The sequence below is a fragment of the Campylobacter portucalensis genome, from assembly GCF_009690845.1.
Lineage (GTDB): Bacteria > Campylobacterota > Campylobacteria > Campylobacterales > Campylobacteraceae > Campylobacter_B > Campylobacter_B portucalensis.
Map to the genome: position 1 here is coordinate 1 of NZ_VWSJ01000004.1, position 20,822 is coordinate 20,822.

The following is a 20,822-nucleotide window of genomic DNA, read 5'->3' on the forward strand; positions in this document are numbered from 1 at the left end:
TTTTACATAAGGGTATGTAAAGTGGAAATTTATTTAAAGGAGAAAGCCATGAAAAAGGGTTTTACAATGATTGAGTTGATCTTCGTGATCGTTATTTTAGGTATTTTAGCAGCAGTTGCAATTCCAAGACTTGCAGCAACTAGAGATGATGCAGAAGTTGCTAAAGCAGCTACAAATTTAACTACTTTTATTAGCGATTTAGGGGCTTATTATACTTCACAATCACAATTTGCTGAAACTTTTAGCAAAATGTCAAATGTTCAATTTTTAAGTTTAACATCAGGCACTGTTGATTCTAATGGTAAATTAACAGGAAGTCCATCTGGTGAATTGAGTGCAGCTGGTAAAAAATGTATAAAACTAACCCTTACTGATTATGACGCAGCTACAAATAAACCTGCAACTTTAAAAGTAGAAGCAGGAACTGATAAAGCTGCGGCAGTTTGCACAAAAGTTTTAGATAATAGTTCGGTTGATAAGCTTATTAAAGGGAAATTCTCTTATTCTGAGCTTATATCTAAAGCTACATCAACAAAAGATGCTGAATATCAAACAGCAGATAGCGGCCCAGGCGAAGTTGCTATAAGTGGTGTAGGTGTGAAATTTTAGTCGATTTTATAAATCAAATTTAAGTCCTTAGCCTTTAAAAGCTAGGGCTTTATTTAATAAGATATGTTAAATTTAAACAAACACAATGATAGATGAGGTGAGATATGAAAACTTTATCGCTAATTGAGATTTTTAATGATTGCTATTTTAGGATTCCTGATTATCAAAGAGGTTATGCTTGGGATGATAAAAATTTAGAAGATTTTTGGAATGATTTGAATAATATTGAAGATAATCAAAAATATTATATGGGAGTTTTAACGACGGAATTCGTAAGCGATAAAGAAAAATCAAGTGGTAGTTTTGAGTATGATTATGGGGCTAAATCAAAAGAGAGCAAAGTTTTTTATATAGTTGATGGTCAGCAAAGGCTAACAACTATAATCATATTATTAAAAGCCATAGTTGATAGAGCAAAAGAGTTAGGACTTGATTTTTTATCCGATATGGAAATAGATGATATTGAGAAAAAATTTTTATTTAAGAAATTACCAGAAAATGTGCTAGGGTTTATTTTTGCTTATACAAAAGATAATCCAAGTGATGAATTTTTTAAATCAAGAATTTTAAATAAAGAATCAGCAAGTAATAATTTTGAAAATACGATTTATACAAATAATTTAAAATTTGCAAAAGAATTTTTTTATAAAAAGATAAAAAATTTTAATGAAAATCAGCTTAACTCTTTATATAAAAAAGTAGTTTTTGATTTGAAATTTATGAAGTATGAAGTTAATGATGATTTTAATGTTTGTATAGTATTTGAATCGATGAACAATAGAGGCAAAAGCCTTTCAAATTTAGAGCTTTTAAAAAATAGATTTATCTATTTATCTGCAAATTTAAAAGCTACAGATGATGCAAAACAAGAGCTAAGAAAAGATATAAATGAAGTTTGGAAAAATATATATCACTATTTAGGCAAAAATCCTGATTTAAAACTAGATGATGATGATTTTTTATATAATCATTGGATAATGTATTTTGAAGATACAAATGAAGTTTATAAAGATTCTTTACTCAATAAACACTTTACTATTAAAAATAATAAATTAACTATACAATATATTAAAGATTATATTTTTGATTTAAAAAGGAGTGTTAGGAATTGGTATTTTTTACACATTGTAAATGATAGTGATTTTAAAATAGATAACACTTCAAAAGAGTATTTAGCAAAATTGCATAGACTTGAAGGATTTAACCATTTTAAACCATTAATTTTAGCTATTTTAAACAATGAAAATTTAACTAAAAATTCCTTGGCTTATATATTGAAATTAATAGAAAAATTTATTTTTTTAATGTTTGCAATCACGCAAAAAAGAACTGATTTTTCCAAGAACACTTTCTTTAAATTAGCACATTCAATACATACTAAAAAGTCTAATTTAGATGATATGAAAAATAAAATTTTAGAAAAATCTAAAGGGTATAATATAAATGTTTTTTATCAAGATTTAAGCGATAAATTTAAATGGAACAAAGGATATTATAGTTGGAGATATTTGAAATATTTTTTATATGAATATGAAGAATATTTATGTGAAAAATATAAAGGGCAAGATAAAAAGCTAAGTTGGGATGAATTTAGTAAATATAAGCAAAATTTTGCTAGTGTAGAGCACATTTTGCCTCAAGAACCAGAAAAATACTGGAACGATATATACAAAAAATATAAAAATAATATAAAAAATTTAACACACTCGATAGGAAATTTAGTTGCACTTAGCAAACAAAGAAACTCAACATTTTCTAATTATGATTTTGAAACTAAAAAGATTGGAAATAAAGAATTTATAGGTTATAAAAATGGCTCTTATGCAGAGATAGAAATAGCTTTAAACAACAAATGGGATTATGAAGAAATAAAACAAAGAGGGCTTAATATGCTTGAATTTATGCAAAAACGCTGGAGTTTTGAAGATGAAAATTTTGATTTTTGGTGCTTTAATGATGAGACTAAAATGAGTGAAGATGAAAAAATCATCCATAAAGAGAGATTTTTATTTCTGCCTCCTGAAAAATGATATCTATAAGCTTTTTTATCTTATCTTTGATATGTTTGTTTTTTATAAAAAATAGATTTGTAAAAATTACAGGAAGTATTTTTTCAATCTTATTTTGTTTGGTTTGTAATTTTAATTTTTTATTGCTTTATTATACTGGCAACTACCTAAATTTTGGGAATTTAAATATATTTTTATCTAGCATTAAAGGGGCACCTTTAATGAGTTTTTATAAATTAATCATCTTAATATTTGTATTGATTTTGGCTAGTATTTTATTTGGTTTTATAATTTACAAGAGGATAAAATTATCTCATAAAAGCTTTAAATTTATGGGTTATTTATATATTATTTTAATAATTGTTGCAATATATTTTAATCCTCTTACAAATTCAATCAAAGATATGTATCGTATTTCACACTATCAATATCATCCAAATTTTATTAAAAAATTTAAAGAAATTTATAAAAAACCAGTGATTAAAACACCTAAAAAATCAAAAAATATCGTATATATTTATTTAGAGAGTTTTAGTAGAAATTTTACTACTAAATTTAAAAATCTAACGCCAAATATAAATTCTTTAAAAAACAGACTAGATTTTACAAACATAAATCAAATACCGTATGGGGCTAGTATAACGATAGAAGGGCTTTTTGCAAGTGCTTGTGGTTATCCATATTCTGTGATTAAATATGGCACAAAAAAGGATGAAAAAATAGAGCTTACAAATGCAAAGCCTAAATTTAAAAATCTAAATATGACTTGTGCAAATAAAATTTTAAAAAGTTTGGGATATTATACTTACTTTATAAAAGGAGGTAATTTGGAATTTCAAAACGCTTATGGGTTTTTAAAATATATGAGATATGATAAAGCACAAGGAAAAGATGAGCTTTTAAAACGTGGTGCTAAAAATTTAAATGAATGGGGTATAGATGATGATGATATGCTAGAAATAGCATTTGATGACTTTTTAAAGCTCTCGCAAGAAAAAGATAAATTTTTACAAGTTATTTTAAATATCGGAATGCACGTTCCAAATGGTTTTGTATCAAAAAAATGTAAAAATTTAAAATATCTTGATGGCTTAAATTCTATATTAAATGCTACAAAATGCACTGATTTTTTAGTCGCTGATTTTATAAATAAAATCAAGTCTTCAAAATACTCTAAAAACACTATCATAGTTATACAAAGCGATCATTTAATGCCATATGCTTTAGCAAAAGGACTAAATGATGAGAATATGGGGAATTCTAAGATATTTTTTACGATTTTAGATGATGATATAGAAGGAGTGAAAATAATAGATAATCACGGCTCTTCTCTTGATACATTTACCACACTTTTAGGATATATGGGTATAAGCGATGAGATGAATTTAGGTAGAAATATTTTAAAAATAAATTCGGTAAATAAGATGGTTCCAGGATTATTTTATCAAGGTGCAATGGGGATAGTAGATAGTGTTAAGTATGAAGAAGATTTCTAAATTTGGCGGTAAAATAAATAATTAGAGTTTTAAATGTAAAATTATTTCAATTTAAAAGCATAAAAAATTTATCTTAAATTTAGTGGCGTAGTCTATATATTGGCAAAAATAGTGCAAATATAAACATTAAATTTATTAAAACTGTAAATATTTTTTGAATTTAGCTCATTATATACAAATAGAAAAATTTTATTTAAAGAGGTGTAATTATAAGGCTTTATTGTTTTAGAAAAAAGGGTTAAATTTAACCCTTTTTTGATAAATTTTCAGCAACTAATGCGATATTTTTATCACTAAAACCAAAATGTTTAAACAAATCATCAGCTTTTGCACTTTCACCAAAGCTTTTCATATTAAGAATTTCATCGGCAAATTTATACCACTCTAATGCACTTGCTGCTTCGACTGCTAAAATTTTGCTATTTTTATTAAAAATTTCATTTATATACCCTTGATTTTGTTCGCATAAAAGCTCAAAGCAAGGAGCTGAAACTACATTTGTTGGAATGTTTTTATTATCAAGAATTAAAGCGGCCTTTAGGCATAAATTAACCTCACTTCCGCTTGCAACTAGGGTTATTTTTGGATTTTTGACTTGCTTTATCAAGTAAGCACCATTTTTTACGCTTCCAAATTTAGCTTCAGGAAGTGGCTCTAAACTCTGTCTTGAACACACGAAAGCACAAGGGCTTTCTAAATTTATAGCTATCTCCCAACATTTAGTATTTTCATTGCCATCAGCTGGTCGGAAAGTATAGAAATTTGGCATTGCTCTAAGAGTGCTTAATTGCTCTATTGGTTGATGAGTTGGTCCATCTTCCCCAACTCCAATACTATCGTGCGTAAAAATAAAATAGTGTTTTAAGCTCATTAAAGCCGCCATTCTGGCTGAATTTTTTAAGTAATCACTAAAAATGAAAAATGTTGCAGAAAATGGAATAAAAAGCCCATATCTTGCAAAAGCGTTATTTATAGCCACCATTGAATGCTCTCGAATTCCAAAGTGTATATTTTTACCATTTGGAAAATCGCCCATATTTATGAGTTCTGTTTTATTAGAAGGTCCAAGATCGGCACTTCCGCCTAAAAATCCAGGCAAGGCTTTTGCAATTTCATTTAAAATTTTACCATTACTATCTCTTGTGGCAATTTTTTGATTGCTAAAATCAGGAAAATTTATCTTAGAAAAATCTGGATTTTGCAATGAATTTAAAAGTTCTTTTTTTTCATCGCTTAAATTTGCAACTTTTTCATTCCATAAAGCTTCTTCTAAATCGCCTTTTTCAATAGCCAAACGCGTTTCAAAAAGCACATCTTCATCAACAAAAAAACTCTTTTCTTCATCAAAACCAACGCTTTTTTTAGCCTCTTTTATAAGCTCTTTTCCGAGTGGTGCCCCGTGGCTTTTATGACTTCCTTCTAAATTTAAAGCTCCTTTTGCAATTGTTGTATTTGCGATTATTAAATACGGCTTAGTTTTATTTTTGGCTTCATTTAGTGCAAATTCTATCTGGTTAAAATCGTGTCCATTAATTCTAGCTACATCAAATCCTTGAGCTTCAAATCTTGTTTTGATATCTTCATCCCACGAAATTTCGGTGTCGCCTTCTATTGTGATGTTGTTGCTATCATAAATAATTACTAAATTATCCAATGAGTGTCTGCCAGCCAACGCACAAGCTTCATAACTAATTCCTTCTTGTAAATCACCATCTCCACAAATGCAATAAATTTTATGATCTATAATTTTATTATCGCCTTCATTTAATAAATTTGCACCATATTTGCTAGCCATTGCAAAACCAACAGCATTTGCAATGCCTTGCCCTAAAGGTCCTGTTGCTATTTCAACACCAGGAGTTGAAATTTCAGGATGTCCGGGCGTTTTAGAGCCAATTTGTCTAAAATTTTTTAAATCATCTAAATTTAAATCATAACCCGTTAAATATAAATAGCTATAAACCAAAGCACTAGCGTGGCCGCCTGAAAAAATAAGTCTATCTCTATTTAGCCAATTTGGATTTTTAGGGTTGTGGTTTATGAATTTCATTAAGATTGTCATAATATCACTTAGCCCCATAGGAGCACCAGGATGACCTGAATTTGCAGCCTCAACCATATCAGCACTTAGAAATTTTATGGTATTTGAAATTTTAGTTTTCATATAGTTTATCCTTTTAAATATTTTTCTATTAAATTTAAGACTAAATTTTTGAGTTTTGGTTCAAATTTTTCTATATCTAAAATTATAGAGTTTATTAGCTCATTTTTGATTTTTATTGATTTTTCAAGTCCTATTAAATTTACAAATGAGTTTTTAAATTTATCGTTATTTGTTGGTTTTCCAGCTTCTTTTGAAGTTAGTGTTACGTCGATTATATCATCATTTATTTGAAATAAAAGCCCTAAATTTTTACCGATTTCATAAATTTTTTGATGATTTTTGAGTCCTGAAATAACAGCTCCAATTTCAAAACTTCCAGCTATTAAAGCACCTGTTTTGTGATTGTGCAAAATTTTAAGCTCATCAATATTTAAATTTTGCTTTTCAAAATGACAATCAAGAGCCTGCCCTAGCACCATATCATAAGCACTTTTTGAAAGAATTTGGATGCATTTTATCTTTATATCATTGCTTAAATTTGCACTAGAAATCATATAAAAAGCGTAAGAATTTAAAGCATCACCTACCAATAAAGCATCAACTTCACCATATTTTTTATGAGTTGCAATCTTTCCGCGCCTAAGATCTGCATTATCCATAAGAGGTAAGTCATCATGTATCAAAGAATAAGTATGTATCATCTCGACCGCCATTGCAACATTATAAGCATTTTGAAGCATACTTTTATCTAAAGTCTCAACCACCCCAAGAAGAAGTTGTGAGCGAAAATATTTGCCACCATTTAAAAGCAAATAGTTTAAAGCTTCTTCAAAATTTGGATGGAAGATATCAGCTTTTAGGGCATTTTCTTTTATAAATTCAGTAAAGCTCACAAAGATAATCCCCCAAGCATTTTTGAAGCTAACTCCTTTTTTTGATTTTCTATTAATTTTACTGCATCATTTATAGCTGAAATTAGTAGAATTTGAAGACTCGCTTTATCTTCTAAAAGTTCATCATCGATATTTAAATCCAAAACTTCACCTTTTCCGTTGATTTTAATCTCAATCATTCCAGCACCAGCTTTTATACAAAATTCTTTATTTGCATTTTCATCTTCTAAATTTTTAGCCTTTTTTTGAATCTCTTCAAACATCTCTCCCATTTTAGATAAATCAAAACCCTCAAACATCAAATCTCCTTTATAATCTCATTTTTATTATCGACATGCACTATTGTTGGTTTAAAATCTTTTGCTTCTTTTTCGTCGATTAGGGCATAGCTTACAATAATCACAATATCACCCACGCAAACCTTTCTAGCGGCTGCACCATTTAGGCAAATCTCTCCTTTTTTATCGCCTTTTATAATGTATGTAGAAAATCTTTCTCCATTGTTAATATTTAAAATTTCAACCTTTTGAAATTCTTTTAAATTTGAAGCTTCTAAAAGTTCATTATCAATCGTAATTGAACCAACGTAATTTAAATTTGCATCCGTTACTGTTGCTCTGTGAATTTTGCTTTGCAATATTTCAATTTGCATTTTCTAAAATTTCCTTTACAATAATTTGATCTGAAAATGGATATTTGACTCCATTTATCTCTTGATACTCTTCATCACCTTTTCCTAAAATCACCACACATTCTTGATTTTTAGCTAAATTTATAGCCATTTTTATAGCCATTTTTCTATCAATCTCAGTCAAAACTCTACTAGGATCTTCAAAACCTTTTAAAATATCATCTATAATTTTCTTTGGATCTTCGCTTCTTGGATTATCGCTAGTTACGATGATTTTGTAAGCAAATTTTTCACAAATTTTAGCCATTAAAGGGCGTTTTGTTTTATCTCTATCTCCACCTGCACCAAAAACAACTATGAGTTTATGATTTTTTAAAGTATTTAAAACTTTTTCAATTCCATCTGGCGTGTGAGCAAAATCAACTACAATTAAAGGATCTTCGCTAACTACTTCAACCCTTCCTTTGACGCCCGCAAAATTTGATAAAGCTTTAGAGATTTCATTATCGCTATTTTTTGTCAAAAGCCTAACTGCACAAAATGCCGCCAATATATTGTATAGATTAAATTCTCCAATCAAAGGGCTTTCTAAAATAATTTCATTATCTTTAAATTTAAGAATTGAGTCAATATTTGGCTTTAAGGAGTATGCTAAAATTTTAAAAGTCGCTTGATTTTTAATTCCGTAAGTGTAGCTGTTTTTATAGTTAAATTTTATATTTTCATCATCTTTGTTGATTAGTTTTAAACTTTCATCCATAAAAAAACTACTTTTTGTAGCGTAGTAGGATGCTAAATTTTGATGAAAGTCAAGATGATCTTGGCTTAAATTTGTGAAAATTTTTAGATAAAAATTTAAATCTTCTATGCGATTTTGAGAAATCGAATGAGAGCTAACCTCCATCACAAAAAATTCACATTTTTCTCTTGTAGCGATTTGCAAATACGAAAGAAGTTTGATTGGATGTGGTGTTGTGAGAGATTTTTTGTCTATTCTATTATCATTTGCAAAAGCTCCACGAGTTCCGCATAAAAATACTTTTTTGCCCAAATCTAAAAGTGTAGAATAAATAGCAGCAGCTGTTGTTGTCTTGCCGTTTGTTCCAGTGATACCAACTATTTTTATGTTTTCATTGATGTTTAAAAGCTCTTTTACTTCTTTTAAATTTATTAAATTTGCACCCAAATTTTGTGCTTCTTCCCAAAATTTGGCGTTAAAATCACACTTTAAAAAGTAGCAGTTTTTGACTATTTCTTGAGTGTTGTCTGTTATAAAACTATTTTGTAATTCTATTTTCATAATCTCGTATCTTTTGTACTATAAATTTTATTTTATCATCATAAGAGCCATAAATTTCTAAAAATGTTTCAAAATATTTTATGGCTATATCTTGCAAGTTATTATCAAATAAATTATTTATAAAATCTAAGAAATTTTCTTTATTTTTTATAATAAGTTTTGTTGAGGCGATAACATTTTCAAAAGCGTGCTTAAAATCACCATTTTTGATTATAAAATTTTTAAACTCATCATAAGTAATACTGCTTTCTGCCAATAAAATATCATTAGTAATTTCTTGTTTGATTTCAAGATCTGCTAAGATTAAATTTAGGTATTGAAAATCTTTTTTTTCTTTAATAATATGTAAATAAAACTCAAATAATAAATTTGCCTCATCTGGAAGGGTTGTTGCTACTTCGCATAGACCAATTAAAAACATACACTCTTCTTTACTAGATTCGTTGAAACAAAGAGAAAAATAAGTGCTTGCAAGTTTAAAATCTGAATTTTTAAATGCTTTATAGCCTAGCTTTTTATATTTTTTCAATATCAAATTCCTCGCCAATTGGAACATTTATAACGCTTAATTCTGGATGTATGTCTAATTTTAACTGTCTTTCAACACCGTATTTTAAAGTTTGACTGCTAGAAGCACATCCGTGACAATGACCGGTGAGTCGCACATAAACTATACCATTTTTAATTCCTAAAAGTTCCATTCCGCCACCATCTCTTTTTAGCATTGGCATAATTTGCTTAAAACTTTCCAAAACAGGTTCTATTAATTCATCATCACTAAAAGGTATCATATAAATTCCTATAAATTTTTTATATATTGTAGCGTAAATTTGATAAAAAAATGTTGTAAATTGGTAAATAATAAGTTTTTGTATTTTAATTACCCAAAAATGGGTAATTAAAATTTATTTTACTAGCTCTACAAAAGCCATTTGAGCCGCATCGCCTTTTCTTAATCTTGTTTTAATTATTCTAGTATATCCACCATTTCTTGATTGATATCTAGGTGCTATATCTTCTACTAATTTTTTTGTAGAAATTTTATCTTGTAATAGTGCAAATACAGCTCTATGAGCATTAAAATCACCTTTTGCTGCTTTTGTTATAAGTTTTTCAACGTAGCTTCTAAGCTCTTTTGCTTTTGGAAGAGTTGTTTCTATTTTTTCACTTTTTATGATAGCTATTGCTAAATTTTTAAGCAAAGCCGATCTATGAGATGAAGTTCTTCCAAGTTTTCTATAGCCATGACCATGTCTCATTTTTTATCCTTCTTTTTTTTGATTTTTTAAATTTTCAATTCTTTTTGAAAGCTCTCTTTTTTGATCAGCTATCTGAGAACCACCAACAGGATAACCAATCTCTTCCATTACACTTTTGATTTCTTCTAAAGATTTTTTACCCAAATTTTTAAGATTTTTTAATTCATTTTCTTCCATAAGTGCAAGTTCGCCTATAAATTCAATATTTGCTTTATCTAGACAATTAAAACTTCTTGCACTTAAATTTAGATTATCAATGCTTTCAAATAATTTAGAATGTTCATTTACAGCTGACGATGAGACAACAACAGTAGGAATCTCAACATTTACTATATTTCCAAAAACAGCTAGTTGTTGATACATAGATTCTAATGCATTTTTAAAAGCAGATATTGGATCTATTTGCCCATCGGTTGTTATTGTAAAGATAATTTTTTCATAATTTGGATTATCTTCAACTAAAATATTTTCTATATCATAAATTGCTCTTTTTACGGGCGTAAAAAATGCATCCAATGCCATAAATTCGCTATCTATATAATCTCTTAACTCCTCACTAGGAACATAGCCAATTCCTTTTTCGACAATAATTGTAAATTTAACATCACAATCTTCATTAATGGTAGCTATGTAGTGGTTTGGATTTACGATATCAACCAAATCATTAACTAAATCGGAGCCTTTAAGTTCTTTTGGTCCTGTAAAATGATATTCCAAAATTTCTCTTTGAGAATTATTTTTAAATTTAAATCTTAAATTTTTAATATTTATAATAAAGATAGCTACATCTTCAAGCATCCCTCTAATGCTATCAAATTCATGTTCAACGCCATCTATTTTTATGCCAGTAGCAGCAAATCCTACCGAACTGGTATATAAAAGTCTTCTTAGTGGATGTGCAACGGTTGCAGCGTAGCCTGTTTCAAAAGGATACGCTATAACTCTAGCTACATTTTCGCTAATATTTTCGACTCTTATTTCTGTTGGCTGATAGGCTGATGTTGTAATTCTTCTCATCTTTGCCCCCTGTTATTTTGAATAAAGCTCGACGATAAATCTTTCCTCAAAAGGAACTGTAATATCTTCTTTCTCAGGCACTCTCGTAAAAATACCAAATTTTTTATCTTTTTCAACATCCACCCAATCAACCAACCCAGTTTGCTCTGTTCTGCTAACTGATTGAACTATTTGAGGATTGTTTTTGCTTTTTTCTATAATTTCAATTTTTTGTCCAGGTTTTACACTGTATGATGGTATATCAAGCCTTTTTCCATCTACTAAAATATGCCCATGACTAACTAGTTGTCTAGCAAATCTTCTAGTGCCAGCAAAACCCATCCTATAAACTACATTATCAAGCCTTTGTTCTAAAAGCTGAATTAAAATAGCACCAGTGTTACCATCTCTTCTAGCAGCTTCTTTGAATAAATTTCTAAACTGCTTTTCATTTAGCCCATACATAAATCTAGCTTTTTGCTTTTCTCTAAGTTGTGAGCCGTATTCGCTTAATTTACCCCTTCTTTGTCCATGTTGTCCTGGTGCAAACGGGCGTTTATTTAAAGCACTTTTTCCGCTTAATCTTCTTTCGCCTTTTAAAGATAAATCTGCTCCAAGGCGTCTTTCTATTTTTTCAACAGGTCCTGTATATCTTGCCATATTTTATCCTTACACTCTTCTTCTTTTTGGAGGTCTGCAGCCATTGTGTGGAAGCGGGGTTATGTCTTTTAAAAATGTTACTTTTATGCCTTCTATTGTCCCTACGCTTTTAACCGCTGTTTCACGACCGCTACCTGGTCCTTGAACTTTTATGCCAACTTCTTTTATGCCGTGCTCTTTTGCTTTATTCATTGCATCCTCTACAGCTTGTTGAGCCGCATAAGGAGTTGATTTTTTACTTCCTTTAAAGCCAAGACCTCCAGCACTGCTCCAAGAAATAACATTTCCCATATCATCAGTAACGGTTACCATAGTATTGTTGAATGAAGCACTTATATATACTACGCCTTTTGCAATATTTTTTCTTACTACTTTTTTTCTTACTACTTTTCTTTTTGCCATTTTATATCCTTACTTAGTTGCTGCACCGACAGTTTTACGCTTGCCTTTTCTGGTTCTTGCGTTTGTTTTAGTTTTTTGACCACGAACAGGAAGACCTTTTCTATGTCTTAAGCCTCTATAACTGCCTAAATCCATTAAAGCTTTGATATCCATAGCAACACTTTTTCTTAAATCACCCTCAACAGAGTAGTGTTCTTGAATCTCTTTTCTAATAGATGCTGCTTCATCTTCGCTTAAATCATAAACTCTTTTATCGTAAGAGATTCCAACTGCATCAAGAATTTTTCTTGATGTAAATAAGCCTATACCATAAATATAGGTAAGACCATACTCAATCCTTTTTTTCTTTGGTAAATCTACACCTGCTATACGAGCCATACCTTATCCTTGTCTTTGCTTATGTTTTGGATTTTCGCATATTACGAATACAACACCTCTTCGTTTGACAACTTTACATTTGTCACACATCTTCTTTACAGAAGGACGAACTTTCATATGTTTCTCCTAAAAAATATTCCACTAAATTTGCATACTGCACTTAGGTTTTAGAGAATTCCAAATTTTGGAAAGTTAAACCAACTGTTTTCAAAATAGTGGTGATTTTGAAAACACTTCTTCACACAGTTAGTTGCAAAAGCTAAAATTATACTAAATTTAAACTTTATTTTTACTTATATCTGTAAGTAATTCTGCCTTTATCAAGACTGTATGGTGTCAATTCGACTTTAACTTTATCTCCAGGCATAATTTTTATATAATGCATTCTCATTTTTCCAGCTATATGACACAAAACTACATGTTTGTTATCAAGTTCAACTTTAAAAGTTGCATTTGGTAGAGCTTCTATAACGTTGCCATCTATTTCTATGACATCATCTTTTGCCACTTTTTCTCCTTTCGTATTAAATTTTTCTAAAAAAACTTACGATTTTATCATAATATTTTTTAATATCTCATTAAATTTTATATTAATGAGATAATTATTTTATAACATACTTTGTGCAATATTTAAAAACAGAGTGATAGCAAGAGCATTTGTAAAATTGCTTATAAAACCACCAATGAGCGGTACTATAAAAAACGCAATTTTAGAGTGTCCGTATTTTGAACATACAGAAGTCATAGTAGCCATAGAAACAGGTACTGCCCCCAAACCAAAACCTATATGCCCAACTGAAATTATAGCACCATCGTAGTTTTTACCGCAAAATTTAAAAGTTACAAAAACCACAAAAACATAAATAAGTATTAATTGTAAAATAAGTATAGTGATTAAAGGCACTGCAAGCTCTGATAATTGCCAAAGCTTCATTGTGATTATAGATAGCGATACAAAAATAGATAAAGATATAGCACCAACTATATCTATACTTTCATATAATGCATCATTATCACCCTTTCGTGTATCCAAAATGAAGCGAACTATAATACCGCCAAACATACTCATTACATGTATTGGAAAATTTATGCTAGGAAGTAAAATTTTAAAGATATAAAATAGAGTTTGCCCTATGCCGCAAGCTATTAGCAACATAAAAAAAGCCTTATGTGCTCTTTTTGTGCTTACTATATTTTGTATGGCTTTATTGTGAGTAGCAATTTCAACATTAGTTGCTTTTAAGCCATTTTTTTCAATCAATCTTCTACCAATTGGTCCTCCCATAATACAGCCAGCAACAAGCCCAAAAGTAGCAGAAGCTATCGCAACCTCTAATGCCCCTGTACCGCCCATACTTTCAGCCAATGGACCAAAACTTGCAGAATTTCCGTGACCGCCAGTTAGTGGTGTAGAGCCAGCCATTAAAGCAACTAAAGGATTCATATCCATTATGCTTCCAACAAAAAGAGCCAAAGCGTTTTGCAAAACTGCCAGAATGGCTGCAAGTATAGCAAATATAAAAACTAGTTTTCCACCGTATTTAAGTAAATTTAAACTAGCTGCTAATCCCATAGCTGCAAAAAATACATTATAAAAAAATGTATTCATCGTTTTATAATCAAAATTAAAATTTATAATATTAAAACTATGCATAATTGCTGTAAGTATAGCAAAGATTGTGCCACCTGCAACGGCTGCTGGAATGCAGTATTTTTTAAAAATCGGAAATTTTTTAAGCATAAATTCTCCAAAATATATACTTAAAACCGCAATAGCAAGAGTTTGAAATGAGCCAACATCGATAGTTGTGCCAAGAGTTAAATTTTGCATAAACATCCTTTAAAAAAATTAGATGATTTTACAAAAAATAGTTATAAAAGCTAATTATTTTTAAAAATTAATTATATAAATTTAAAATAAATTTATATTGCTAGATACTGTAATTTTTATACTTAAATATAAATTTAATCTTAAATAATTATATATAAATTTTTTTAAATGCAATTTTATTGCTATTTTGATATGATTTTTGAAATTTTTTAGAGGAGTTTTTATGAAAAGGGGGATTTTAAGTTTAGCTGTATTGGTAAGCTTTTGTTTTTCATTTGATGCTAATTTTAGTAAATCACAAAACCAAACCGGTATAAATTTAGAAGAGGTTGAGTGGAGATTCAGATGGTATTGATAAATTTGGAAATTTATATGAGAGTAAGCTACCAGATAGTCCTTATGGAAAGGCCGTTTTTTGGATATAAAATCATAACTCAAACTCATAATTTTATAGGTCCAAATGCTAAAGATGAGAGTAAAAAATTTGCTGGAAATAAGCTAGCTTGTGCTAGTTGTCATGCAAATGCGGGAGTGAAATCTTATAGTAGCGGATTTATTGGAATAACAGCAAGATTTCCACAATTTAATGCAAGGGGAAATAAAGTTATAAGTCTTGAAGATAGAATTAATGGTTGTATGGAAAGAAGTATGAATGGAAAAGTTATGCCATTAAACGCTCCTGAAATGAGAGCTATGGTAACCTATATGCATTGGCTTAGTCAAAATACCCCAGTTGGTGCAAAAACAAAAGGTCAAGGGCTCGCAAAAGTTGAGTTATTGGATAGAAAAGCAGATCCTATCAAAGGTAAGGTTGTTTTTGAAAATCATTGTGCATCCTGTCACGGAGAAAATGGCGAAGGTATGGTAAATCCAGACAATGAAACATCAGCTTATTATATATATCCGCCGCTTTGGGGAGAAGATAGTTTATAATACGGGTGCTGGAATGTATCGTTTAATAAAAGCGGCTCAGTTTATAAAACAAAATATGCCTCAATACAACGCTATCTTAACAAACGAAGAGGCTTTTGATGTAGCAAGCTATATAAATACGCAAAAACGCCCTATTAAAGCAAATAGAGATAAAGATTTTCCAGACAGAAGGATAAAAGCTATCGATATGGATGTTGGACCGCACGATGATAAATTTAGCGACGAAGAACATAGATTTGGTCCATATAAACAGATGTTAAAATAATTTATAAAATCTTTATAAATTTACAGGCTTGTAATATTGAAATTTTATAGAAAATTTTGATTAAATTTATACAATTTATAAAGATTTTTTGGGTTATTTAAAATTATATCCTAAATTTAAAAGACTTTTAAGCCCATCTTTATCATCTAAATGATTAAGTGTTTTATATAAAGTATCTAAATTTTTAGGATCAAATCCATAATTTTTTATATAAGATATAAATTTAAAAATTTCATTTTTATGATTTTCATACTCTTTAGTTTGAATTAAAACTAAAATTTCATTTGGAACTGGTTCTTTTATGGTAAAAAGTAGCTTTTTTTCTATAAAAAATTCCACAAACCAAAACCAAATTGCATTTCCAAAGTCTGCTGGAATTTTAGCACCATTTTTTAAAACTAAATCAAGAGTTTGAAATTTTTTCTCATAAAAAGCACTCATAAAAAGCGTAGTTTTGATAGTTAAAAACTTTTTATTTACGTCAAGTCCTTCATCTAAAAGCTCCTTTAAAAGCGACGCTGTTTGATTATCGCTTAAATTTTGATCCATAACTAAATAAATCGGATACTCTTCAAATTTAAACACTCTCTCATCGGCACAAAGAAGCAAATTTTCTATTTCTACGCTTAGAGAATTATTTGCATCAAGACTAGTTTCATAAGGCGTTTTGCCACTACTATCAAGCCCAAACGCTAAAGATTTATCACTACTCAAAACAGCTTTAACTTTTTTAACATCGCCTATTTTAATAGCATTTGTTAAATCATTTACGCTAAATTTAAATTCACCATCATGCTCAAACGGCGTGCATTTAACATATTTAAAAAACTCATCTTTTATCATTTCATAATGATTTGCATTTAAAAAATTTATAATAAATAATAAAGATAAAATATACCTCATAAATCTTTTTCCAAAATATGCAAATATTCGTAAGTTTTGCTGGCTTTATTTTGCCTTTTGCTATCAGCTTTAAAGCGACTATATTCTTTGTATTTTAAATCATATTTTCCAAATTTTGACATAATATTTTTGATTTCATTTAAACTCATAAGTCCTTCGTTATTGTAACTTAAAAAAATGTATTTAAAATTTGTAAATTTAATCAAATTCTCAAATTCATCTAAAACATTACTTTTAGAACAATATTTTGACTTTTTATATTCTCTAAGTCCAGTTTTGCCTTTTGGAATAAATTCATCATAAAGTGCAATTGTATTTAAAAGATGATAATTTGCTCCATATTGTCTTGAATTATATGGTGGATCTAAATATAAAATATCGCCTTTTATTTTTTTTATAAGTTCGTTTGCATCTTCATTATAAACTTGGTGAGAGTTTGAATTTATTTTAAAATTTGCAGGTTCTAAAATTAACTCTTTTTTAGCCGAAGCTTTGAGACGCTTTAAAAAAGCTCCATAAACAGAAGCAGTGTTTGCTACTTTATCAGCACTTTCTAACAAAGAAGCTAATAAAAAATAATACATATTTTCTGAAATTTTAGGTTTTAAATTTTTAATTTCAGTCCTTATCGTATCAATTTTCATAGCATTTATATCGCTAAAATATTGCCTACTGCTTCCGCCTCCAAGAGCATAATTTTCATAAATAAATCCACCTTTTAAAGGTAAATTGTCTAAATATTTTATTATTTCATTGCTTTTTTTTAAAATTTTATGATTTCCAATGTAATTTTTATTCAAAACATAAGCGTAATATTCAAAATCATTTGCTATAACTTTTTTAACTTCGCTCTTAAAAGCTCGCCCAATTATACCAGTTCCAGCAAAAATATCACAAAAAATTTTATCTTTTAAGTTGCTGCCACAAACATCTTTTATAATATCTTTTATCCATGATGATAAAGTTAATTTTGAACCTATATAATTCACAATTTATCTCCATAGAGTTTTTTCATAATAAATTCACTTGCCTCTTTGCTAATTTTTTTAACACAAGCTATTCTATATTCTACAGGGTCAAACTGATAGCATCCAACACAACCTAATTTTTCATCATATTCTTCATCTCCATCATAAAACGAATATGGATTTCCTATATATATTTTTGCATCCCATCTTTTATTTGTTTCTTTGCATTTTTTACAAATTTGTCTTTTTGCATCGTTTGCAGCTTTACATAGTGGTTGAAAATCTTTTAAATTTTGAGTTTTCGCACTACTTACTCGCCAGTCATTTTTTCTACCATCTTTGTGGTCAATTTCTATTTTTGTATTTTCAGAATTTCCATTTATGCCAAGCATAACACAGTTTTTATTTTTATAATATGCTTTTATATCGCTTCTAATATGTTGATTAAAATAAATTTCAGTATTAAAGCCATTTAATCTAATTCTATCAATTGTATTTCCCTTAGTTATAGTTTTATCAAATTCTACAATATACTTTTTAGCTAAACTTGAACTTTTTCTACACCAGCTTCCACCATTTCCTAAAGCCAAGTCTTTATATTTTTTAACAAATTCACTAACTTTTACCCATCTAGAAATTCCATCTTTATTTGGTTTTGCAAGCTCTAAAAAAAGTTCAGTCTTTGTTTGCTTTTTCATCAAAATTCCTTTTTAAAAACTAAAATATACTCGTGTTTAAAAATAATAATCACTTTTTAAAGCCCTATAAGTCCAAATTCCACCACTTTTTAATTTACCACGGTTCCCTTCTATATTTTTAACAACTATACCCTTTAATTTAACCTTAAATTTAAGCTTTATATAGTGCATAATATAAAATCCAAGCGAAACAACTTCGCTATTTTTATAAACATCGCCAATTATGATAGCGAAATAGCGACTTTTCTCTAAAAAGCTAAGTGTATTTTTAACAATCTTTAAAAATACTTTTAAAAATTCTTTCAAATTTGAAATCCCAGATAAATCATTTTTATTATCTGTAAATTTAACAATATCTATATATGGTGGATGAAAAAGTGTAAATTTAGCATTGTCTTCACCTAAGTTTTGAATAGAATTTTTAACTCTTTTTTCAAAAATTTCACTATTTGAACTATCAAATTCTAAAATTTCAAATTTACTTTTATTGCTTTTTTCCATTTGTAAACTAACATACTCTATCATTTTAGGATTTATATCAATCCCAATATATTTTCTATTTAAATTTTCACACTCAAACAGCGTTGTTTCGCTTCTTATAAATGGCTCTATTGCAAGATCGTTTTCTTTTGTGTATCGTCTTAAAAGTTGATTTGGAATTTGTGGTATAAAATTACCATGATAAATATTTTTATGTTTTCCACTCCTATCTTTGCTTTCATAAATCTGCAGACTGTCAATATTAATATCTAAATTTTTCCAATTATTTATATCTAAATCATTAATTTTCATAAAATTTTTACTTCTGATTCTAAATTTAATCCAAATTTTTCAAAAACTCTTTTTTTTGCTAAATTTATTAAGCTCATAATATCTTCAAATTTAGCGTGATTGAAATTAATTATAAAATTTGCGTGAATTTCGCTAAATTTAGCTCCGCCTATTTCGTATCCTTTAAGACCGACGCTTTGGATTAGCTGCCCTGCACTACTATTAGGCGGATTTTTAAAACAGCTTCCAAAGCTTGCACCTTTTGGTTGATTTGCTCTTTTTTTAGAAATTTCATCGCTTAGATTAAGATCAAAGCCTTTTAAAGCTCTAAATTTAGCACTTTTTATAACGCCTTTAATTTGGCTTTTTCTATATCCAAAAATAAGTTCATTTTTATTAAATTCTCCTAAATTTGTGCTAACGCTTATTAGATTTTGTGAAATTTCATACCCTAAAAGTCCAGCATTCATAGTGATTAATCCGCCAAGAGTTCCAGGAATGCTTCTTAGAAATTCGAAATTTGCTAAATTGTTTTTTTTGGCAAAGTTATAAATTTTAGAATTTTTTGCTAAAGCTCCGATTTCTAAAATTTCACTATCAAATTTAATATAATCAAAGCTTTTATCAAGCATTCCTAATTTTGGCGGATTTGGCGAGATTAAGATATTATTTGCACCGCCAATTACCACGCCATCAAAGCTATTTAAATTCTCATCATTTAAAATTTCTACTTCAAAAACTCCGCCAACACGAACCGAGCTAAATTTAGAAAAATCGACTAGCAATTTCTAAACTCTTCATATTCTATTGGAATTAAATTTAAAAAAGCGTCAATTTTTGTGGGATAAAAGCCATTTTCATAACCTATCTCAAAAAGCCTATTTACAGCTTTTAACTGAGTTTTATCCATAGAAACTGAACTATCGTTTGCGTATAAATTTAGATATTTTTCAAGCTTTTTATCATCAACTCTTACTAAATTTCTTTCAATTAGCATCTTGCTTAAAAGATTTTTGTGAGTTGTGGCTATTTTTACTGCTTTTGTTAGGATTTTTTCACACTCTATCGCATCAGTTAGTGGCAAACTTCTTCTTAATGCCATTGCACCAAGTGGAAGCGGTAAATTCTCATCTCCTCTTAACTCGCACCAAATATCCCAAATTTCTTTTTCAACTTCTAATTTATCGCTAAATTCTAAAATACTTTCATGTATCAAAACTCCAGCATCGACTTCGCCACTCAAAACGGCTTTTTCTATATCTAAAAAATTTTTATAAATCACTTTAGCATTTGGATATGCTATTTTAAATAAAAGTGCGTTAGTTGTGTGTTTGCCACTTAGTGCAACTTTAAAATTTCTTTTTAAATTTACGCCTTTTTTTTTAATTAATTTTGGTCCATAACCCTCACCAAAACTAACAGCACACCTTAAAAGTGCGTAATCATCAGCTATCAAAGGATAAGCCGAAAAACTTATAGCACACACGTCATATTCGCCTTTTAAAGCGGCTTCATTTAGTGTTTGTATATCATCAGCTTTGTTTTTAAACTCTAAAATTTTGCTATTTATCCAACCAAATTTAATCGCCATATACATAAAAATATCATCAGCATCAGGTGAGTGAGCCACAGAAATTCTCTTTTTCACAAAAAAGTCCTTTGTAAATTTATTTTTGTCAAGTATAATAAAATTTTACTTATTTTGAAGTAAAATTT

General features: G+C 28.8%; 27 protein-coding genes. 6 read left to right on the plus strand and 21 right to left on the minus strand.

Features of this window, described 5'->3' with window-relative positions:
• The first annotated feature begins 48 nt into the window (after positions 1-48).
• The 3 genes from F1B92_RS01475 (at position 49) to F1B92_RS01485 (ending at position 4,114) form a co-directional block, all read left to right on the plus strand.
• Positions 49-609 carry a type II secretion system protein gene (locus F1B92_RS01475; protein ID WP_154570146.1) on the plus strand — a complete coding sequence of 187 codons (561 nt, stop codon included), beginning with the start codon at positions 49-51 and terminating at the stop codon, positions 607-609.
• A gap of 104 nt (positions 610-713) precedes the next feature.
• Positions 714-2,639, plus strand: a complete 1,926-nt coding sequence (locus F1B92_RS01480; protein ID WP_154570147.1) for a DUF262 domain-containing protein — start codon at positions 714-716, stop codon at positions 2,637-2,639.
• 200 nt (positions 2,640-2,839) lie between these two features.
• Positions 2,840-4,114, plus strand: coding sequence for a sulfatase-like hydrolase/transferase (locus F1B92_RS01485; RefSeq protein ID WP_229770866.1), 1,275 nt, complete (start codon positions 2,840-2,842; stop codon positions 4,112-4,114).
• A 244-nt stretch (positions 4,115-4,358) separates the two neighbouring features.
• Here F1B92_RS01485 and tkt read toward each other — a convergent pair whose 3' ends face one another.
• The 15 genes from tkt to F1B92_RS01560 form a co-directional block, all read right to left on the minus strand.
• Positions 4,359-6,278 carry a transketolase gene (tkt, locus tag F1B92_RS01490; RefSeq protein ID WP_154570149.1) on the minus strand — a complete coding sequence of 640 codons (1,920 nt, stop codon included), beginning with the start codon at positions 6,276-6,278 and terminating at the stop codon, positions 4,359-4,361.
• Between the two features lie 5 nt (positions 6,279-6,283).
• Positions 6,284-7,111: a polyprenyl synthetase family protein gene (locus F1B92_RS01495; RefSeq protein WP_326833060.1), complete on the minus strand. Its 828-nt coding sequence runs from the start codon at positions 7,109-7,111 to the stop codon at positions 6,284-6,286.
• On the minus strand, positions 7,108-7,410 hold the full coding sequence (locus F1B92_RS01500) for a YbaB/EbfC family nucleoid-associated protein (protein WP_154570150.1): 303 nt from the start codon (positions 7,408-7,410) through the stop codon (positions 7,108-7,110). Before F1B92_RS01500 ends, F1B92_RS01495 begins: the two co-directional genes overlap by 4 nt.
• The gene (gene panD, locus F1B92_RS01505; protein WP_154570151.1) at positions 7,410-7,763 is read right to left on the minus strand and encodes an aspartate 1-decarboxylase; all 354 of its coding nucleotides are present in this window, start codon (positions 7,761-7,763) and stop codon (positions 7,410-7,412) included. The genes F1B92_RS01500 and panD overlap by 1 nt, the downstream gene beginning before the upstream one ends.
• Entirely contained in the window at positions 7,753-9,042 is a 1,290-nt protein-coding gene (locus tag F1B92_RS01510) for a UDP-N-acetylmuramoyl-L-alanyl-D-glutamate--2,6-diaminopimelate ligase (RefSeq protein WP_154570152.1), read from the minus strand. The genes panD and F1B92_RS01510 overlap by 11 nt, the downstream gene beginning before the upstream one ends.
• Positions 9,020-9,571, minus strand: coding sequence for a hypothetical protein (locus F1B92_RS01515; RefSeq protein WP_154570153.1), 552 nt, complete (start codon positions 9,569-9,571; stop codon positions 9,020-9,022). Before F1B92_RS01515 ends, F1B92_RS01510 begins: the two co-directional genes overlap by 23 nt.
• Positions 9,558-9,833: a NifU family protein gene (locus F1B92_RS01520; RefSeq protein ID WP_154570154.1), complete on the minus strand. Its 276-nt coding sequence runs from the start codon at positions 9,831-9,833 to the stop codon at positions 9,558-9,560. Before F1B92_RS01520 ends, F1B92_RS01515 begins: the two co-directional genes overlap by 14 nt.
• 114 nt (positions 9,834-9,947) lie before the next feature.
• Positions 9,948-10,301, minus strand: a complete 354-nt coding sequence (gene rplQ / locus F1B92_RS01525) for a 50S ribosomal protein L17 (protein ID WP_154570155.1) — start codon at positions 10,299-10,301, stop codon at positions 9,948-9,950.
• Between the two features lie 3 nt (positions 10,302-10,304).
• Positions 10,305-11,318: a DNA-directed RNA polymerase subunit alpha gene (locus tag F1B92_RS01530; protein WP_154570156.1), complete on the minus strand. Its 1,014-nt coding sequence runs from the start codon at positions 11,316-11,318 to the stop codon at positions 10,305-10,307.
• A gap of 12 nt (positions 11,319-11,330) precedes the next feature.
• Positions 11,331-11,957, minus strand: a complete 627-nt coding sequence (gene rpsD / locus F1B92_RS01535) for a 30S ribosomal protein S4 (protein WP_154570157.1) — start codon at positions 11,955-11,957, stop codon at positions 11,331-11,333.
• Positions 11,958-11,966: 9 nt separating this feature from the next.
• The gene (gene rpsK / locus F1B92_RS01540) at positions 11,967-12,359 is read right to left on the minus strand and encodes a 30S ribosomal protein S11 (protein WP_154570158.1); all 393 of its coding nucleotides are present in this window, start codon (positions 12,357-12,359) and stop codon (positions 11,967-11,969) included.
• A 9-nt stretch (positions 12,360-12,368) separates the two neighbouring features.
• The gene (rpsM, locus tag F1B92_RS01545; RefSeq protein ID WP_154570159.1) at positions 12,369-12,737 is read right to left on the minus strand and encodes a 30S ribosomal protein S13; all 369 of its coding nucleotides are present in this window, start codon (positions 12,735-12,737) and stop codon (positions 12,369-12,371) included.
• Between the two features lie 3 nt (positions 12,738-12,740).
• Positions 12,741-12,854 carry a 50S ribosomal protein L36 gene (gene rpmJ, locus F1B92_RS01550; protein ID WP_154570160.1) on the minus strand — a complete coding sequence of 38 codons (114 nt, stop codon included), beginning with the start codon at positions 12,852-12,854 and terminating at the stop codon, positions 12,741-12,743.
• A 172-nt stretch (positions 12,855-13,026) separates the two neighbouring features.
• Positions 13,027-13,245 carry a translation initiation factor IF-1 gene (infA, locus tag F1B92_RS01555; protein ID WP_326833061.1) on the minus strand — a complete coding sequence of 73 codons (219 nt, stop codon included), beginning with the start codon at positions 13,243-13,245 and terminating at the stop codon, positions 13,027-13,029.
• Positions 13,246-13,344: 99 nt separating this feature from the next.
• Positions 13,345-14,568 (minus strand): sodium/glutamate symporter, encoded by a 1,224-nt coding sequence (locus F1B92_RS01560; protein ID WP_154570161.1) that lies wholly within the window; start codon positions 14,566-14,568, stop codon positions 13,345-13,347.
• A gap of 223 nt (positions 14,569-14,791) precedes the next feature.
• Here F1B92_RS01560 and F1B92_RS09295 point away from each other — a divergent pair, with 223 nt between their 5' ends.
• From F1B92_RS09295 to F1B92_RS09045, 3 genes are read left to right on the plus strand one after another with little or no spacing between them, the layout of a single operon-like run.
• Positions 14,792-14,923, plus strand: a complete 132-nt coding sequence (locus F1B92_RS09295) for a hypothetical protein (protein ID WP_268233913.1) — start codon at positions 14,792-14,794, stop codon at positions 14,921-14,923.
• A 44-nt stretch (positions 14,924-14,967) separates the two neighbouring features.
• A complete protein-coding gene (locus F1B92_RS09040; protein WP_229770867.1) occupies positions 14,968-15,501 on the plus strand; it encodes a c-type cytochrome in 534 nt (177 codons plus the stop codon).
• A 13-nt stretch (positions 15,502-15,514) separates the two neighbouring features.
• Positions 15,515-15,766: a c-type cytochrome gene (locus F1B92_RS09045; RefSeq protein WP_229770868.1), complete on the plus strand. Its 252-nt coding sequence runs from the start codon at positions 15,515-15,517 to the stop codon at positions 15,764-15,766.
• Between the two features lie 93 nt (positions 15,767-15,859).
• Here the strand turns inward: F1B92_RS09045 and F1B92_RS01570 are convergent, their stop codons facing one another.
• The 6 genes from F1B92_RS01570 to F1B92_RS01595 are packed head-to-tail and all read right to left on the minus strand — an operon-like array spanning position 15,860 to position 20,754.
• On the minus strand, positions 15,860-16,669 hold the full coding sequence (locus F1B92_RS01570) for a hypothetical protein (protein WP_154570162.1): 810 nt from the start codon (positions 16,667-16,669) through the stop codon (positions 15,860-15,862).
• Entirely contained in the window at positions 16,666-17,658 is a 993-nt protein-coding gene (locus F1B92_RS01575) for a DNA adenine methylase (protein WP_326833062.1), read from the minus strand. Before F1B92_RS01575 ends, F1B92_RS01570 begins: the two co-directional genes overlap by 4 nt.
• A complete protein-coding gene (locus F1B92_RS01580; protein ID WP_154570163.1) occupies positions 17,655-18,335 on the minus strand; it encodes a restriction endonuclease in 681 nt (226 codons plus the stop codon). Before F1B92_RS01580 ends, F1B92_RS01575 begins: the two co-directional genes overlap by 4 nt.
• Positions 18,336-18,371: 36 nt before the next feature.
• Positions 18,372-19,127 (minus strand): DNA methyltransferase, encoded by a 756-nt coding sequence (locus F1B92_RS01585; RefSeq protein WP_229770869.1) that lies wholly within the window; start codon positions 19,125-19,127, stop codon positions 18,372-18,374.
• Positions 19,124-19,891: a UDP-N-acetylmuramate dehydrogenase gene (locus F1B92_RS01590; RefSeq protein ID WP_154570164.1), complete on the minus strand. Its 768-nt coding sequence runs from the start codon at positions 19,889-19,891 to the stop codon at positions 19,124-19,126. The genes F1B92_RS01585 and F1B92_RS01590 overlap by 4 nt, the downstream gene beginning before the upstream one ends.
• Positions 19,885-20,754 (minus strand): menaquinone biosynthesis family protein, encoded by an 870-nt coding sequence (locus F1B92_RS01595; RefSeq protein ID WP_326833063.1) that lies wholly within the window; start codon positions 20,752-20,754, stop codon positions 19,885-19,887. Before F1B92_RS01595 ends, F1B92_RS01590 begins: the two co-directional genes overlap by 7 nt.
• Positions 20,755-20,822 lie beyond the last annotated feature (68 nt).